The organism is Mycobacterium sp. NGS17 (assembly GCF_059813205.1).
This window is the reverse complement of the sequence record NZ_JCALED010000009.1, coordinates 144822-161841: the sequence shown is the minus strand read 5'-3', so window position 1 is coordinate 161841 and position 17020 is coordinate 144822. Positions and strand designations below refer to the sequence as shown.

Below are 17020 nucleotides of genomic sequence, written 5' to 3'. Positions count from 1 at the left end.
CGTGACAGACACCACCGGCGTCAGCACCCATCTCGACGATGAGCGCCTGGAATTACTGCGCCGCAAGCTCACCGAGCGTGGCCTGGCCAGGACGACGGCCGTGGCGCCGGTGGCGGGCGACGGCGAGCCGCGTATGTCGGTCGGGCAGCACCGGATGTGGTTCGTCCAGTCCGTTGATCCCGACAGCGCGCTGCTCAACATCTGCGTCTCCTACCGCCTGTCCGGCACGGTCGACACCGCGCGATTGCACCATGCGCTCGACGCCGTCGCCGCGCGGCACCCCGTGCTGCATACGACGTATGTCACCGACGGGGAGGGTGACCCACATCCGGTGATCCGCGCGAACCTGCAACCCGAATGGGCCGAGCACGACCTGACCGGGCTGACCGATCAGGCGCGCCGGTTACGGCTGGATGTGCTGGCGCAGCGGGACTTTCGCCGGCCTTTCGATCTGAGCAAGGATTCACCGTTGCGAGTCACGGCGGCGCGCCTGGCCGACGACAAGCTGATGCTGCTGATCACCGCGCACCACATCGCCTGGGACGATGGCTCGTGGACGCCGTTCTTCGCCGATCTGACTCGCGCATACGCCGAACCGGACGTCTTCGCCGATACCCGAGCGCTGGTGGATCATTCGGCGGCCGCGACCGCCATCCGTCAGGCAGACCTGGACTATTGGCGACCACTGATGGCCGACCTGCCGGAGCCGCTCGAGCTTCCCGGGGCCAATGGTTCGGTGGTTCCCACCACTTGGCGCGCGCAGCGCGCGTTCACGCGGTTGTCGGCGGACACCGTCGATCGGGCGGCCGCGCTGGCCCGCGAGACGGGCGCCACTCCGTACCTGGTGTTGATGGCCGCGTTCGCCACGCTCGTGCACCGGTACACCCAATCGACCGACTTCCTGGTGGCGGCGCCGGTCCTCAACCGCGGCGCGGGCACCGAGGATGTGATCGGGTATTACGGCAACACGGTGGTGATTCGGCTGCGGCCGCAACCGCACCAGACGTTCCGCGAGCTGCTGGCCCAAACGCGTGACGGCGCGGTAGGCGCCTTCGCGCATTCGCGGGCCGACCTGGACTGGCTGGTGCGCGAGTCGAATCCGGATCGTCGCCATGGCGCCGACCGGATGACCCGGGTGAGCTTCGGGCAGCGCGAGCCCGACGGCGCCGGCTTCTGCCCGCCCGGCGTGCGTTGCGAACGCGGCGAATTGCGCGGGCATTTCAACCAATTGCCGCTGAGCTTGATGGTCGAGCTGAACCGGACGTTCGACGGCTCGAGCGGCGGCATGCTCGAGGCCGAGTACCTGGTTGAGGTCATGGATCAGCAACTGGTCGAGCAATTGCTGCGTCACTACGCCGCCCTGCTCGACGGCCTGCTGTCCGAGCCCGACGCGAAGCTGTCGGCATGCGCGTTGATGAGCGCCGAAGATGCCGAGTGGCTGCGCGCGGTGTCGACGGGCGAGGAATTCGTCACCCCGGCCAGCACCCTGCCCGAACTGGTCGGGCGCAGGGCGGGGCAGACGCCCGATGCCGTCGCGGTCGTCTACGAGGGTCGCGCCTACAGCTACCTGGAGATCGACGAAGAGTCGAATCGTGTGGCGCACTGGCTCATCGAGCAGGGCATCGGCACCGAGGATCGCGTCGCGGTGCTACTGGACAAGTCACCCGAATTGGTCATCACCGCACTCGGGGTGCTCAAAGCGGGCGGGGTCTATCTGCCGGTGGATCCCACCTACCCGGAGGACCGGCTGACGTTCATCCTCGAGGATGCGGACGCCAAACTGGTTGTGCGCGGACCGGTTACCGACGCGGGGCACTATCCGGCCACCGCGCCCGCCGAGCTCATCCGACCGCTGAGCCCGCAAAACACCGCCTACCTGATCTACACGTCGGGTTCCACCGGGCTGCCCAAAGGCGTTCCGGTGTCGCACGCACCGATCGCCGAGTATTTCGTCTGGTTCGGCGACGAATACCGGGTTGACGACACCGATCGCCTGCTGCAGGTCGCCTCGCCCAGCTTCGATGTGTCGATGGGTGAAATTTTCGGCACGCTGATCATGGGCGCCCGCTTGGTGATTCCGCGTCCCGATGGACTGCGCGATATCGGCTACCTGACCGAACTGCTGGCGCGTGAGGGCATTACGTCGATGCACTTCGTGCCGTCGCTGTTGGGTCTGTTCCTCTCGTTACCCGGCGTGGGCCAGTGGCGGACCCTGCGGCGCGTCCCGATCGGTGGAGAGCCCCTGCCCGGCGAGATCGCCGACAAGTTTCACGCCACCTTCGACGCGTCGCTGTACAACTTCTACGGGCCGACCGAGACGGTGGTGAACTGCACCAGCTATCCGGTGGAGGGCGCCCAGGGCACCCGGGTGGTGCCGATCGGCCGGCCCAAAATCAACACGCAGGTGCATCTGCTCGACAACGCGTTGCAGCCGGTTCCGGTCGGGGTGATCGGTGAAATCTATATCGCCGGAACGCATGTCGCCCATGGCTATCATCGCAGGCCTGCGCTGACGGCCGAGCGTTTCGTCGCCGACCCATTCACGCCGGGCGGCCGGATGTACCGCTCGGGTGACCTGGCCCGCCGCAACGCCAACGGCGACATCGAGTTCGTGGGCCGCGCCGACGAACAGGTGAAGATCCGCGGTTTCCGCATCGAGTTGGGTGAGATCGCTTCAGCCATCTCGGTCGACCCCAGCGTCGGGCAGGCGATCGTGCTGGCGATGGACCTGCCGCAGTTGGGCAAGAGCCTGGTGGGATACGTGACGCCGGCCCAGGGCGCCGGCACGGAAACGGTTGACGTCGAGCGCATCCGGGCCCGGGTTGCCGCGGCGTTGCCGGACTACATGACCCCGGCCGCCTACGTGGTGCTCGACGAAATCCCGATCACCGCACACCAGAAGATCGACCGCGCCGCGCTGCCGCAACCGCACATCGCGGCGGCCACCGAATACCGCGATCCCACCACCCCCACCGAACAGCTTGTGGCGCAACTGTTTTCCGGGCTGCTCGGCCACGAGCGGGTGGGCGCCGACGACTCGTTCTTCGATCTGGGCGGCCACTCGCTGGTCGCCACCAAACTGGTCACCGCCATCCGCGGGGAGTGCGGCGTGGAAATCGGCATCCGCGACGTGTTCGAACTCGCTACGGTCGCAGCGCTGGCCGAGCGGATCGACCAGCTGACTTCGGGTGAACTGACGCCGTCGCGGCCCAGGCTGATCACCACCGCGCACGACGAGCCCATGCCGCTCTCGGCGTCACAGCTCCGCAGCTGGTTCGCCTACCGCGTCGACGGGCCCAGCCGGGTCAACAACATCCCCTTTGCGGCGAAACTGACCGGGCCGTGGGACATCGATGCGCTGATCGCCGCCATCGGCGACGTCGTCGCCAGGCACGAAATTCTGCGCACCAGCTATGTCGAGCTGGACGGTGTGCCGTATCAGGTCGTGGGTCCGGCCGGCGTCGAAATTCCGGTTCGCCGCGAGGTGGGACCCGACGACGCCTGGCTGCAACGACAGCTCGACGTCGAGCGGTGCCATTGCTTCGAGCTGGACGCCGAATTGCCGATCCGGGTCGCGGTGCTGCGCACCGAGAACGCGGGCGAGCACGTGCTGTCGGTGGTCGTGCACCACATCGCTTCCGACCATTGGTCGGCCGGCGTGCTGTTCTCCGACGTGATGACGGGCTACCGGGCCCGGCGCGGGGGAGAAGCGCCGTCCTGGGCCCCGCTTCGGGTGCAGTACGCCGACTACGCGGCGTGGCAGCGGACGTTCCTGGGGGACGCCGGCGGGCAGGAATCCGCGATAGCCGCCGACCAGCGGGAGTATTGGACGCGGCAACTGGCCGGGCTGCCGGAGGACACCGGGCTGCGCCCGGACTTCCCGCGCCAGCCGGTGCCCAGCGGCGACGGGGAATCGGTCGATTTCCACATCGACTCGGCCACCCGCGCCAAGCTCGGTGAGCTGTGCCGCGAGCTGGGCGTCACCGAATTCATGCTGCTGCAAACGGCCGTCGCCGTGGTGTTGCACAAAGCCGGTGGCGGAACCGACATCCCGCTGGGCACCCCGGTCGCCGGCCGCACCGAAGCCGAGTTGGACCAGCTGATCGGGTTTTTCGTCAACATCCTGGTGCTGCGCAACGACCTGGACGGCAACCCGACGTTGCGTGAACTGCTCAAGCGGGCCCGGGAGACCGCGCTGGCCGCCTACGCCCACCAGGACCTGCCGTTCGACCGCGTGGTCGACAGCGTCAGCCCGGTGCGCTCGCTATCGCGTAATCCGCTGTTCCAGGTCGTCGTGCACGTGCGGGATCACCTGTCCGCCACCCGGGTCATCGAGACCGCCGCCGCGGGCAGCGGCGAACGGGACACCGTGTGCACCTCGCTGGACCCCATCTTCGATATGGCGCACGCGGATCTGAGCGTCAACTTCTTCGGCACCGACGGCTCCGGCGACATCGGCTACCACTGCAATCTCATCTACCGCACCGAGCTCTACGCCAGGACCACCATCGAGCGGCTGGCCGGGTGGCTGACCCGGGCGCTCACCGAGTTTGCTGAAGACCTCGATCGGCCTTTGCGGGACGTGCGGCTGATCGATGCCACGGAACAGCAGCGCATTCTGCGGGACTGGAGCCGCGGCGAGCAGCCGCCGCACGACCGGCCGCGCACCATCCCGGAACTGCTGGAACCCAGCCGGGCGTGGGGCACCGGCCGCATCGCGGTGCGCTGCGGCGAGCAGAGCATCGATTACCCTGCGCTGCACCGTCGTTCGGATAACCTGGCCGCGCTGCTCGTCGGGCACGGAGTGGGCCCTGGGTCGCTGGTCGGGCTGTCGACCCGGCGCAGCATCGAGCTGGTGGTGGCGCTGGTGGCCATCATGAAGGCGGGCGCCGGCTACTTTCCCATCGACCCCGGCTATCCGCTGGCGCGAAAGCAATTGATGCTCGACGACGTCACGCCGCCGGTCGTGGTCGCGACGGACGAAGCGGTGGACACCATGCCGCAGGTGCCCGGCATACAGCTGATCTCGCTGGACGATCCCCAGGTACGCGCCGTGGTGAACGGCGATGACGCGGCTCCGCGGTCGGGGGCCTTGCCGCTGCCGCACCCCGACGACCCGATGTATCTGGTGTTCACCTCCGGGTCCACCGGCAAGCCGAAAGGCGCGGTGGGCACGCATCGTTCGATGACCGCCCGGCTGGACTGGCAGCTGCGGCACTACCCGCCGCGAACCGACGACGTGCGACTGGCGCAGGCCTCGATCACCTTCCTCGAGGGCGGCATGGAAATGCTGGCCGGCCTGGCGGTCGGCGCGACCATGATCCTGGCCGACGACGCCGAGCACCGCGATCCAGAGGCCCTCGGGGAGCTGATGAACCGGTATTCGGTCGCTCAGGTCACTGCGGTGCCCAGCCTGGTGTCGGCGTTGGTGGACGACCGGCCCGCCGCCGTGCGCTCGCTGTCACGGCTGGTGTGCGGTGGCGAACCGGTGAGCGCGGGGCTGCTGCAGCGGCTGGTGTCGGTGTGCGCCGACGAGGACGGCGCCGGCATCGAGTTGCTGAACAACATCGGCTCCACCGAGACCTCCGGCGCGGTGTCGCGGGGGCGGCTGGTCCTGCCGAATCCGCTTGTCGGAAAGCCCGTCCCGGGCGCCGAGGCCTATCTGCTCGACGATGGATTGCGTCCCGTGCCGGTCGGCGTGGTGGGCGAGCTGTACTACGCCGGTGACCAGCTGGCTCGAGGATATTGGAAGCGGGCGGGCCTGACCGCGACGCGGTTCATCGCCAACCCCTATGGTGCAAAGCCCGGTTCGCGGTTGTACCGCAGTGGCGACCTGGCCCGGTGGACCGAGGACGGCCAACTGGAATTCATCGGGCGTTCCGACCACCAGGTGCAGGTGCGCGGTTTCCGCGTCGAGCTCGCCGAGGTCGAGGCGGCGCTGGCCGCAGCCGACGGCGTCGCCGCCGCGGCGGCGCGGACGTGGGAGGTGCACGGCGGCACGTCGCTGGCCGGATATGTTGTGCCGCAACGACCGATCACCGACGATGCCGGCAAGTCGTCCTTCGCGGCGGACGTGCGTGCCGCGATCGCCACCACATTGCCGGGTTACATGCTGCCGTCGTCGCTCACCGTGCTCGACGTCCTCCCGAAAACCGAATCGGGCAAACTCAACCGGCCGGGACTGCCGCGGCCGGCGGTCAGCACCGGCGGCCAGACCGAACCCGCGCGCACGGACACCGAACGGGCGCTGGCCCAGGTCTTCGCGGAGTTGCTGTCTACCACGGAAATCGGGCGATTCGACGACTTCTTCGCGCTCGGCGGCGACAGCATCCTGTCCGTGCAGCTCGCCTCGCGGGCGCGGGCGGTCGGCCTGGCCGTGAGTCCGCGCATGATCTTCGAGAATCCGACGGTGCAGCAGTTGGCCGCGGCGTTGGACGCCGTGGGCGACGAAGGGGCCGACATCGAACAAGGCGCCCAGGTGACCGACACGCGTTTCGAGCCGATGAGTACCTCCGGACTGTCGCCATCGGATCTGGCTGCCGTGACGCAACTTTTCGCGTCGTCGCGCGAAGGCACGACATGACGGCCGCCAAAACCGAGGTCGCGCCCGACATCGACGACGTGATGGCGTTGAGCCCGCTGCAGGAGGGCTTGTATTCGCTGACCACTCTCGCCGAATTCGCCGACGGCGAAGCGGCCGACGACCCGTACGTCATCGGCATCGCGGCGGACATCTCCGGCGAACTCGATGTCGCGCTGCTGCGTGACTGCGCGGAGCAGATGCTGGTGCGCCACCCGAACCTGCGGGCCAGCTTCTTCAGCCGGGGAATCCCGCGACCGGTACAGGTTGTGCCGTCTCGCGTCGAGCTGCCGTGGCGCCTGGTCGCCGCGACACCCGCCGACGTGCCGGCGCTGGAAACCGGCGAGCGCCGACGCCCGTTCGATCTGGAACAAGGGCCGGCGATCCGCTTTCTGTTGATCGAATTGCCAGGCGCGCAATGGCGTTTGGTGCTCACCGCCCATCACATCGTGATCGACGGCTGGTCGTTGCCGGTGTTCGTCAACGAGATGATGATCCTGTATCAGGCCGGCGGTGACCCGTCGGCGCTGCCGGTTGCCCCGCGGCCCTACCGCGACTACATCGGCTGGCTGGCGAATCGCGATCCGGAAACCAGCCACAGAGTGTGGCGCGAGCACCTGGCGGGGATGCCGGGGCCCACCCTGCTCGCCGCATCGCTGGGATCCGTTGAGACCACCGAGGGCCGGCAGACGGCGCTGCCGCGCACCACGGGGCTGCGAATGCCGGCCGATACCACCGCCCGGCTGATCGACGACAGCCGGGCCCGCGGCATCACCGTCAACACCCTGGTGCAAATGGCATGGGCGCTGGTGTTGTCGCGGCTGATCGACACGCAGGATGTGGTTTTCGGCGTCACCGTGTCCGGTCGGCCGCCCGAACTGACCGGCGTCGAAACCATGGTCGGTCTGTTCATCAACACCGTGCCGCTGCGTGTGCGGCTGGACCCGGCAGCGGCGGCCGGCGAGCAATGCCGAGCCGTCCAGCGCGACGCCGCGCTGCTGCGCGAGCACAGTTATCTGGGGCACGCCCAACTGCGGGCCCTCGGCGGGGTCGGGGAAATGTTCGACACCCTGCTGGTCTACGAGAACTTCCCGATGGACGGCCTGACCGCGGGCGGCGAATTCACCGCTGGTGCAGCGACATTTCGCCCGTCCGCCCTGCAAACCCTGTCGCACTTTCCCATCGCCATCGCCGCTCACATGGAAGGCGGCGAGCTGGTGGTGCTGGTCGAAGCGATCGACGGAGCACTGGGTGCCGTCCCCGCCGCCACGCTGGGCCGGCGGGTGCTCACCACCGCCGAGAGGCTGTTGCAGGGCTGGGAGCGTCCGCTGCGCGACGTCAGTGTCCTGCTTGACGATGAGGCGCACCCGCTGGGCGCCGCTGGTACGCCAAAGCCACTGCCGCCGTTGAGCATTCACGCCCGCTTCGCCGACGTTGTGGCCAGGACACCGGACCGCCCGGCGGTCAGCTGGGCGGGTGGCGCGCTGAGCTATCGCGACCTCGACCTGCACAGCACCCGGCTGGCGGCGCGACTCGCACACCGGGGGGTCACGCCCGAAACGCCGGTGGGCATCCGGCTTTCCCGGGGCCCGCGGTACGTCATCGCGATACTCGCCGTGCTCAAGGCCGGCGGCATGTGCGTGCCGATGGAGCCGGGAATGCCCCCCGAACGGGTGAACTCGATCCTGCGTCAATCGGGCGCCCTGATCGTGTTGGACGAAGAGCTCACCGAGTCGCTGCTGGAGCACGGCGAACCGCGCGACGACCACTTCATCGCGGTGGACGTTCCACCCGCCCAGGCCGCGTACGTCGTGTTCACCTCGGGCACCACCGGAGAACCCAAGGGCGTCATCGGAACTCACGGCGCGGTGGGCGCCTACGCCGACGATCATCTGGACCGCGTGTTGCGGCCGGCGGCCGACAAACTGGGCCGGCCGCTGCGGGTCGCCCACGCGTGGTCGTTCGCCTTCGATGCCGCGTGGCAGCCGCTGGTCGGTTTGCTCGACGGGCATCGCGTGCATGTCGTCGACGAACACACCCAGACCGATGCCGAGGCGCTCGTCGCGCTGATCGCCGCGCAGGGAATCGACATGATCGACACCACCCCGTCGATGTTTGCTCAACTGCACGCATTTGGTTTGCTGACCGAGGCGCCACTGACGGTGCTGGCGCTGGGCGGCGAGGCGGTCGGCGGTTCGGCCTGGGCCCGGATCCGCAACACGTGCGAAACGACGTCGATGACGGCCTACAACTGCTACGGGCCGACCGAGACCACGGTCGAGGCGGTGGTCGCGGCCATAGCCGAGCACGACGAACCCTCCATCGGGCGGCCGACCCGGCACACCCGCGGCTACGTGCTGGATTCCGCGCTGCGCCCGGTGCCCTGCGGGGCGACGGGTGAACTGTATCTGGGCGGTGCCCAGCTGGCCCGCGGCTACCTCGGCCGCGCCGCCGAGACCGCGGCCCGCTTTCTCGCCGACCCGTTTGGCCGGGCCGAACGGATGTATCGCACCGGCGACCTGGTGCGCCGGTTGCCCAGCGGCGCACTGCAATACGTGGGCCGCGCCGACGCCCAGGTGAAGATCCGCGGCCACCGCGTCGAACCCGGCGAGATCGCCGCCGCCCTCGAATCGCACCCGGCCGTGCGGCACGCGGGTGTGTTGGTACAGCAGCGCCGGGGCATCGCCCGGCTCACCGCGTACGTGGCCACCGACACGGCCACCGCCCGGCCGGCAACCGCCGAGCTGCGGAGCATGCTCAGCACCCGGCTGCCGCGCTACATGGTTCCACATCGCATCGTCCTGGTCGACGAAATCCCGTTGACCGCCAACGGAAAGCTGGACGAAGCCGCGTTGGCGGCTCTCGATCACGCCGAGTCCGAGGTTGGCGCGGCGACGCCCGAGACCGACACGGAAGCCGCGCTGTCCGAACTGCTCGCCGAGCTGCTCGGGCAACCGCGCATCGACGTCACCGCAGACTTCCTGCAGCTCGGCCTGGACAGCATCATGGCGCTGTCGGTGGTACAAGCGGCCCGTGCACGCGGAATTGCGTTGCGCGCCAGGCTCATCCTCGAGTGCAGCAACGTTCGCGAACTGGCCGAGGCGATCGACTCGGAGACCGCGGCCGCTGCCCAGCAGGTTGACACGGGCACCGGGCCAATGCCGTTGCTGCCCAACGGCCGGTGGCTCTACGAATTCGGCAACCCATGCAGGCTCGCCCAGACCGAAGCCATCCGGCTGCCCGAGACGCTGCACCGCGAGCGGTTGCATGCGGCTTTGGCCGGGATCATCGAGGGCCACGAAGTGCTGCGCACCCGGCTCGACCGGTCCAGCATGACCCTGGTGCCCGTGCCGGCCGCCGATACCGCCGACCTCGTCAACGAGGTTGAGGTGGTTGACGATCTGGCCGGCGCCGTGCCGGCCCACGTCGCCCAGGCCGTCGACCGCCTGGACCCCGAACGCGGAACGCTGCTGTCCGCGGTGTGGTTACGACCGCCGGCGGGAGGCAGCGTTCTGCTGCTGGCCGCGCACGTCGTCGCGCTCGACCCGGCGTCGTGGCGAGTCATCCTCGGCGAACTCGCTGCCGCCCTGACGGCCTCGGCCTCCGGCCACGCGCCCGCACCCGTCCGCGAACACACGAGTTATCGGCGCTGGGCAGCCGCGCTCACCGCGCGGGCACACCGGCTGGACACGGTCGAATTCTGGGCGGCGCAACTGGACGGCGACGATCCTGACCTCGGCGCCCGGCGCGTCGATCCAATCCGCGACCGGGCTCGCAATGTGCTCGTCCGTAACGTCGTCACCGACGCCGAGGTCACCCGCCGGCTGCTGGAATCGGACCTGTCGTTGCCCACGCTCCTGGTCGCCGCGACGGCCGCGACGGTGACGCGCTGGCGCGAGCTGCGCGGCCAAGCCACGCCCCCGCCGCTGCTCGCACTCGAAACCCACGGCCGTGCCGATAGTTTGGTGGACGCGCCGGGTGCACACGCCATCGACACCGGCGACACGGTTGGATTGCTCAGCTCCATCTACCCGGTGCGACTGGACTCGACGGATCCGCACAAGGTGGGGGAGAAGCTGTCGGCCATCCCCGGCGATGGCCTCGACTACGGGCTGTTGCGCTACCTGCGCGACGACACCGCCGAGCGGTTCGCCGCATTTTCGCCCCCGCAACTGCTGCTGAACTATCTCGGCGCCGCCCACACCGGCGGCGGCATGGGGCTGCGGCTCGAGCGCGAGTTACTCGCCGGGACGTCGCCGGTGCCCGAGCCGGAGCTGGCGGTGCGCCACGAGCTCACCATCGCGGCGATGGTGCTGACCTATGACGGCGAGCGGGTTCTCGCGGCGCAGTGGCGCGCCCTGCCCGACGTTCTCGATGACGCGGATATCGCCGCGCTACAGCAACTTTGGATCGATTCGCTGCGGGAGGCGGTGAGATGAGCACACTGGCGATCGTGGGAGCCGGCGCCAAGGCGGTGGCCGTGGCGGCCAAGGCCTTCGCGCTGCGCGAAATGGGCGTCGAGGTTCCCGACGTGGTGGCCGTGGAGCGGATCGGCGTCGCGGCGAACTGGCAGGCCAGCGGCGGCTGGACCGACGGTGCGCACCGGCTGGGCACCAGCCCGGAAAAAGACGTCGGGTTCCCCTACCGGTCGGCGCTGGTGCCGCGCCGCAACGCCGAACTCGACGACCGGATGACCCGCTACAGCTGGCAGTCATATCTGATCGCGACCGCGTCGTTCGCCGAATGGATCGACCGCGGCAGACCGGCGCCGACGCATCGCCGGTGGAGCCAGTACCTGAGTTGGGTTGCCGACCACGTCGGAATGAACGTGGTGCACGGTGACGTCGAACGATTGGCGATCACCGGGGACCGCTGGGCGCTGCACACCCACGAGACGACCGTGCACGCCGATGCGTTGATGATCACCGGTCCCGGCCAGGCCGAAAGGTCCTTGCTCCCCGGCAATCCGCGCATGCTGTCGATTGCCCAATTCTGGGACCGCGCCGCCAATCACGACCGGATCAATGCGGAGCGGGTGGCGGTGATCGGCGGTGGCGAGACGGCCGCGGCGATGCTCTATGAACTGTTCCGCCACCGCGTGTCGAGCATCACCGTGATTTCCCCGCAAGCTACGTTGTTCACTCGCGGCGAGGGGTTTTTCGAGAATTCGCTGTTCTCCGATCCCACCAATTGGCCTGCCCTGACCCTCGCCGAGCGCCGCGACGCGCTGGCCCGCACCGACCGTGGGGTGTTTTCGTCCAACGTGCAGGAAGCTCTGCTGGCCGACGATCGCATCCACCACCTGCGTGGCCGCGTCGCGCACGCGGTGGGCAAGGAGGGGCAGATCCGGTTGACGCTGTCCACCAACCGCGGCAGCGAGAACCTCGAGACGGTACACGGGTTCGATCTCGTGATCGACGGCTCCGGCGCTGACTCCCTTTGGTTCGCACCGTTATTCAGTCAGGACGCGCTGGATCTGCTCGAGCTCGGCCTGGGCGGGCCGCTGACCTCGGAGCGGCTGCAGGAGGCGATGGGTTATGACCTGGCCGTCACGGATGTGACGCCCAAGCTGTTCCTGCCGAACCTGTCAGGACTCACCCAGGGTCCCGGTTTTCCCAACCTGAGTTGCCTTGGCCTGCTGTCCGACCGGGTGCTGGGGTCCACCATCGGCCCGTCCAGGCATTCGGTGAGAACTAGACACGATGAGCGCCAGACCCTTTGACGACGCCGGTCGAATTTTGTGCGGCTACCTTCTTGCGGCACAGCTCGTTTAGCATGTTCGACACGTTGCGACCGTAGCGTCGTCGTAACGTGACCCACCTGAGACACAAATTCCGGACTCACGGTGCACACTTACACCATCTTCATCCATTGGAGACGTGTGACCGCGTGCGGCCGCCCGCAAGGTATCCGCCACGGTCCATGTGCATCGAAGGGGGACCTGTGATATCCGTGAAGTCCATTGCCACGGGCGTGGCGGCCTTGACCGCCATTGGCGGCGCCGCCGCCGGTGTGGCTTCCATCGCCGCACCGATCGGCCTCGATCAGGTGCAACTGGCTGCGGTCGGCGCGCCACTGCCGCAGGACCCGCCGCCGCCACCGGGAGCGCCGGGGCAGCTGCCGACGGCTGACCAATTGGCCAACCTCTGCACCCAAGCAACCGACCCCGGCGTCAACTACCGGGACAAGGCCAACCTCGTTGAAAACGGCATCCCTCAGAACGAGGGCATGGTGGCCGACCACGACCTGCGGAAGGCCTACCGCAACGGGAATTTCCCCGAGCAGTTCAACGTGACCAACATCGCGCCGGCGGGTCCGAACATGGCCCAGGCCGACGTGGGCATCACAGGGCCGAAGTTCGCCGGGCCGGTCAACAAGCACCTGGTGTTCGTCAACCAGAACGGGAACTGGGTCTTGCAACACGACGCGGCGCTTGCCCTGCTGCAGGCGGCGACGGCGACCAACTAAGGCAGATCGGCGTCGAGTAACACCGACGTTTCACACCAAACCCCATGCGCCCCCGGAAGGCGGCGCATGGGGTTTGGCGCTTCGCCCGCGCACTGACTGGTCGCCCCGGCGGCATCAACGCATGTTCTCGCACGGCCGGCGCACAATTCACTGATGGTTTTCCCACATCGGATCGCCGTAACGTATCGGCGCCCCGACGCGAAGTATCAGACGCAAAGGGCACGCTGACACCTCCACGCCGCCACCACATGGGCGGTTCGGACGGCGGATCGTGCGTGCAGACGTGCTCGTTCAAGGGGGAAGCATGAAAACCGTCAAGATCATTGCCACCGGCCTGGCAGCGCTGGCCATCGTCGGCGGCGTCGCCGCAGGCGTGGCCTCGGTCGCGACACCGAGTTCGCTCGCCGCCGGAGTGCGACTCACCACAGGGGACGCGCCGCTTCCGCAAGATCCGTCCGCGCAGCCCGTGACGGCCGCAAACGTGCCCACCCCCGATCAGCTGACCGGCGTGCTCACCACCCTCGCCGACCCCAAGGTCTCCTTCACCAACAAGAGCAACCTGGTGCAGGGCGGCATCAGCGGAATGGCAGCGCATGTCGCCGACAAGAAGCTGCAGAAGGCGGCCAAGAACGGCGACCTGCCGCTGTCGTTCGGTGTCACGAACGTCCAGCCGGCCGCGGACGGTTCGGCGACCGCCGACGTCGCGGTCTCCGGCCCCAAACTGACCTCGCCGGTCACGCAGAACGTCACGTTCGTCAACCAGGGCGGCTGGGTGCTGTCGCGGGCGTCGGCGATGGAGTTGCTGGAGGCCGTCGGTCAGTGATCGGCGCTTAAGGCCCGCAGGTCCAATCTGGCGATGCGCGCCGGATCCGCCAGCACGTCGATGGCGCGGATCCGGCCGTCGCGCACCACGAAACCCATGACGGCAGCCGCACGACCGGCGAGGAATATCACCGCTCCGGCGGCACCGTTCACGGTCGCGCTTCGCACCTCGCGTTCCGGCCCGGCGTAACTGCGGGCCAGCTGGGCCACCGACGACGCCCCCTCCGCGCGGAAGACGGCCGTGGCCGAGCCGAAGTCACCACGCAACACCACGTCGGGATGGAGCACCGCCACCAGGCGGTCGAAGTCGCCGCTGCGCCCCGCCGCGAAGAAGGCGTCGACAACCTCGCGTTGGGCGACCAAGGTGCCGTCGGGAACCGGGTCGGCCTGCTCGATCCGGCGCCGGGCCCGGCTGGCCAGCTTGCGGGCCGCCTCCGGCGTTCGATCGACAATGCCCGCGATCCGATCGAACGGCACGGTGAACACGTCGTGCAGCACGAACGCCAGCCGCTCGGCCGGCGGCAGCGTATCCAGCACCACGAACAGTGCCAGCCCCACCGCGTCGGCCAGCATCGCGCGGTGCTCGGGGTCGAATTCACCAACCGCCTCCACGAGCGGATCCGGCAGGTGACCGATCAGTTCCTCGTGGCCGTGAGTCCGGCGGTCGCGCAACATGTTCAGGCAGATGCGCGCGACCACGGTGGTCAGCCAGGCGTCCAGGTTGGCGATGCGGTCCACGCCGTCCGATTCGGCGCTGCGGTTCAGCCGCAGCCACGCCTCCTGCACCGCATCCTGAGCGTCGTCGACCGAGCCCAGCATGCGGTAGGCGATGGCGCCCAGCTGAGGTCGGGCCGCCTCGAAGCGAGCCGCCAGTGACGGATCCGCCTTCACGGCCGATCGGGCTCGGGCAATGCGCACACCCGATTGGCCGAAAAGCCCGACGACCCGATACCGAGGGCGATGTTGAACCGGGCGCGCATGTTGCCCAGGTTGATGACGTGGGTCAGGCCGACGAGCTGGGGTGTGTCGAAGTGGACACGCAGCGCGTCGAACAGTTCATCGGTCACCTCGACCGGGGTGCGACTCATCGCGGTGGCGTAGTCGAGGATCAGCCGGTCGACGTCGGAGAAGCACACGGCGTTGCGGTAATCCGCCATCGCCAGCAATTCTTCGTCGGTGATGCCCCACTGCCGGGCGATCTGTGAGCCGAGGTCGATGCAGTACTCGCAGCGCACCGTCGTCGCGGCCTTGAGCTCCGCCAGCGCACGGTGGCGGGGACTGAGGATGTCCAGTTTCGACTCGGCCTGCTCCAACTTGCCGTATGCGCTGAGCAGTCGGGGGATGTGCGCATACATCCGCAGCGGCTCCAGCATCCCTGCGGTTTCGAGCCCGGCCATCTGTGCGAGCTTGCGTCTGGTGAAGAAGAACGCGATCTTGGCGCCGAGGCCGGCGTCGCGGTCCGAGACTCCTTGCAGCCGTGGCATGGCGATCCTCCTGGCAAGTTGTGGCGGGAAGCCAACGTCCTTACTAGGTCGACACGCGGCGAGGCCCGAACGTGACACTTATGCGGGCGAGCCCAGCGGTATATCCATATCGAATACCCGGGCGTGCAGCACGGTGCGGTTCCGTAGGGCGGCGCGCACCGCACGGTGCAGGCCGTCTTCGAGATACGTGATGCCCTTCCACCGCACCGCGTGCGGAAACAGATCGCCGTAGAAGGTGGAGTCCTCGGAGAGCAAGCGGTCCAGTGCGAGCACCGTTGTGGTGGTGACCAATTCGTCGAGCCGGATCTGCTGCGGCGGTATCTGGGACCAATCCCTATAGGAGAGGTTGTGCTCGGGATACGGCTTGCCGTCGCGCACGCCCTTGAAGATCATCGGCCGACCTTTCTCGATTCATTGCTGTGGCCCGACCGGTTCATTCTGGAAAGGCTAGCCGGACTGATGCTCGGCAGCACCGGTGCGTTCCGAGAAAGTTTCCAGCAGCCGGCGCGGCCATCGCCGAACCGCTGCTGATCACGGTCGGCATCGGCTCAGCCCGTAAAATGAATCCGGTCGACGCGGTATAGAAGGAGGTGGCGGCCGGTGGGAAGTGCCGATGACCGTCGGTTCGAGGTGTTGCGCGCCATCGTCGCCGACTTCGTCGCCACCAAAGAGCCGATCGGTTCGAAGGCGCTGGTGGACCGACACAACCTGGGCGTCTCGTCCGCCACGGTCCGCAACGACATGGCGGTACTCGAGGCCGAGGGCTACATCACCCAGCCGCACACCAGCTCCGGCCGCGTGCCCACCGAGAAGGGCTACCGCGAATTCGTCGACCGGCTCGACGACGTCAAGCCGCTGTCCTCGGCCGAACGGCGCGCGATTCAAAGCTTCCTCGAGTCCGGCGTCGACCTCGATGACGTTTTGCGGCGGGCGGTCCGGCTGCTGTCGCAACTGACTCGGCAGGTGGCCGTGGTGCAGTACCCGACGCTGTCGTCGTCCACCGTGCGCCACCTCGAAGTGATCGCCCTGACCCCGGCCCGGCTGCTGATGGTCGTCATCACCGACTCCGGCCGCGTCGACCAGAGGGTCGTCGAACTCGGTGACGTCATCGAGGATCACGAACTTTCTCAACTGCGGGAAATGCTCGGCCAGGCGCTGGTGGGCAAGAAGCTGTCGGCCGCCTCCGTCGCGGTGGCCGACCTCGCGGGCCAGCTGAGCAGCCCAGACGGCTTGGGCGACGCCGTCGGCCGATCCGCGACGGTGTTGCTGGAATCGCTGGTCGAACACACCGAAGAGCGCCTGCTGCTGGGCGGCACCGCGAACCTGACCCGTAACGCCGCCGATTTCGGTGGCTCGTTGCGCTCCATCCTGGAAGCGCTCGAGGAGCAGGTCGTGGTGCTGCGGTTGCTGGCCGCCCAGCAGGAAGCCGGTAAGGTGACGGTGCGAATCGGCCACGAGACGGCCGCCGAACAGATATTGGGCACCTCCGTGGTGACCACCGCCTACGGCACCTCCGACACCGTCTACGGGGGAATGGGTGTGCTGGGGCCCACCCGGATGGACTATCCGGGAACTATCGCCAGCGTTGCTGCGGTTGCCCTATATATCGGCGAAGTCCTGGGTGCTCGATGAACGCGCACCTGCAGGGTGGGTAGGCGCGGGGATA

General features: G+C 68.2%; 9 protein-coding genes. 6 read left to right on the top strand and 3 right to left on the bottom strand.

Annotated elements, in window-relative coordinates; all coding sequences use genetic code 11:
• Position 1: 1 nt before the first annotated feature.
• The 5 genes from AC5Y7E_RS19615 (at position 2) to AC5Y7E_RS19595 (ending at position 13871) form a co-directional block, all read left to right on the top strand.
• Entirely contained in the window at positions 2 to 6583 is a 6582-nt protein-coding gene (locus tag AC5Y7E_RS19615) for an amino acid adenylation domain-containing protein (protein ID WP_499950417.1), read from the top strand.
• Positions 6580 to 11019 carry an amino acid adenylation domain-containing protein gene (locus tag AC5Y7E_RS19610; RefSeq protein WP_499915491.1) on the top strand — a complete coding sequence of 1480 codons (4440 nt, stop codon included), beginning with the start codon at positions 6580 to 6582 and terminating at the stop codon, positions 11017 to 11019. The genes AC5Y7E_RS19615 and AC5Y7E_RS19610 overlap by 4 nt, the downstream gene beginning before the upstream one ends.
• Complete coding sequence (mbtG, locus tag AC5Y7E_RS19605; protein ID WP_499915493.1) at positions 11016 to 12302, top strand: NADPH-dependent L-lysine N(6)-monooxygenase MbtG; 1287 nt, start codon at positions 11016 to 11018, stop codon at positions 12300 to 12302. Before AC5Y7E_RS19610 ends, mbtG begins: the two co-directional genes overlap by 4 nt.
• A gap of 221 nt (positions 12303 to 12523) precedes the next feature.
• A complete protein-coding gene (locus tag AC5Y7E_RS19600; protein ID WP_499915495.1) occupies positions 12524 to 13048 on the top strand; it encodes an MTB12 family secreted protein in 525 nt (174 codons plus the stop codon).
• Positions 13049 to 13352: 304 nt separating this feature from the next.
• Complete coding sequence (locus AC5Y7E_RS19595) at positions 13353 to 13871, top strand: MTB12 family secreted protein (protein ID WP_499915497.1); 519 nt, start codon at positions 13353 to 13355, stop codon at positions 13869 to 13871.
• Here the strand turns inward: AC5Y7E_RS19595 and AC5Y7E_RS19590 are convergent.
• The 3 genes from AC5Y7E_RS19590 to AC5Y7E_RS19580 form a co-directional block, all read right to left on the bottom strand.
• Positions 13865 to 14761 (bottom strand): sigma-70 family RNA polymerase sigma factor, encoded by an 897-nt coding sequence (locus AC5Y7E_RS19590; RefSeq protein ID WP_499915499.1) that lies wholly within the window; start codon positions 14759 to 14761, stop codon positions 13865 to 13867. The two genes, AC5Y7E_RS19595 and AC5Y7E_RS19590, sit on opposite strands and share 7 nt — an antisense overlap.
• Positions 14758 to 15354, bottom strand: a complete 597-nt coding sequence (locus AC5Y7E_RS19585; protein WP_499915501.1) for a carboxymuconolactone decarboxylase family protein — start codon at positions 15352 to 15354, stop codon at positions 14758 to 14760. The genes AC5Y7E_RS19590 and AC5Y7E_RS19585 overlap by 4 nt, the downstream gene beginning before the upstream one ends.
• A 78-nt stretch (positions 15355 to 15432) precedes the next feature.
• Positions 15433 to 15747 carry a type II toxin-antitoxin system VapB family antitoxin gene (locus AC5Y7E_RS19580; RefSeq protein ID WP_499915503.1) on the bottom strand — a complete coding sequence of 105 codons (315 nt, stop codon included), beginning with the start codon at positions 15745 to 15747 and terminating at the stop codon, positions 15433 to 15435.
• A gap of 207 nt (positions 15748 to 15954) precedes the next feature.
• Here AC5Y7E_RS19580 and hrcA point away from each other — a divergent pair, with 207 nt between their 5' ends.
• The gene (gene hrcA, locus AC5Y7E_RS19575) at positions 15955 to 16986 is read left to right on the top strand and encodes a heat-inducible transcriptional repressor HrcA (RefSeq protein WP_499915505.1); all 1032 of its coding nucleotides are present in this window, start codon (positions 15955 to 15957) and stop codon (positions 16984 to 16986) included.
• Positions 16987 to 17020: the final 34 nt, after the last annotated feature.

Bases quoted from the DNA above. Each gene is read 5' to 3' on its own strand.
- AC5Y7E_RS19610 (WP_499915491.1), top strand. From the start codon at position 6,580: ATGACGGCCGCCAAAACCGAGGTCGCGCCCGACATCGACGACGTGATG.
- mbtG (WP_499915493.1), top strand. From the start codon at position 11,016: ATGAGCACACTGGCGATCGTGGGAGCCGGCGCCAAGGCGGTGGCCGTG.
- AC5Y7E_RS19595 (WP_499915497.1), top strand. From the start codon at position 13,353: ATGAAAACCGTCAAGATCATTGCCACCGGCCTGGCAGCGCTGGCCATC.
- AC5Y7E_RS19585 (WP_499915501.1), bottom strand. From the start codon at position 15,354: ATGCCACGGCTGCAAGGAGTCTCGGACCGCGACGCCGGCCTCGGCGCC.
- AC5Y7E_RS19580 (WP_499915503.1), bottom strand. From the start codon at position 15,747: ATGATCTTCAAGGGCGTGCGCGACGGCAAGCCGTATCCCGAGCACAAC.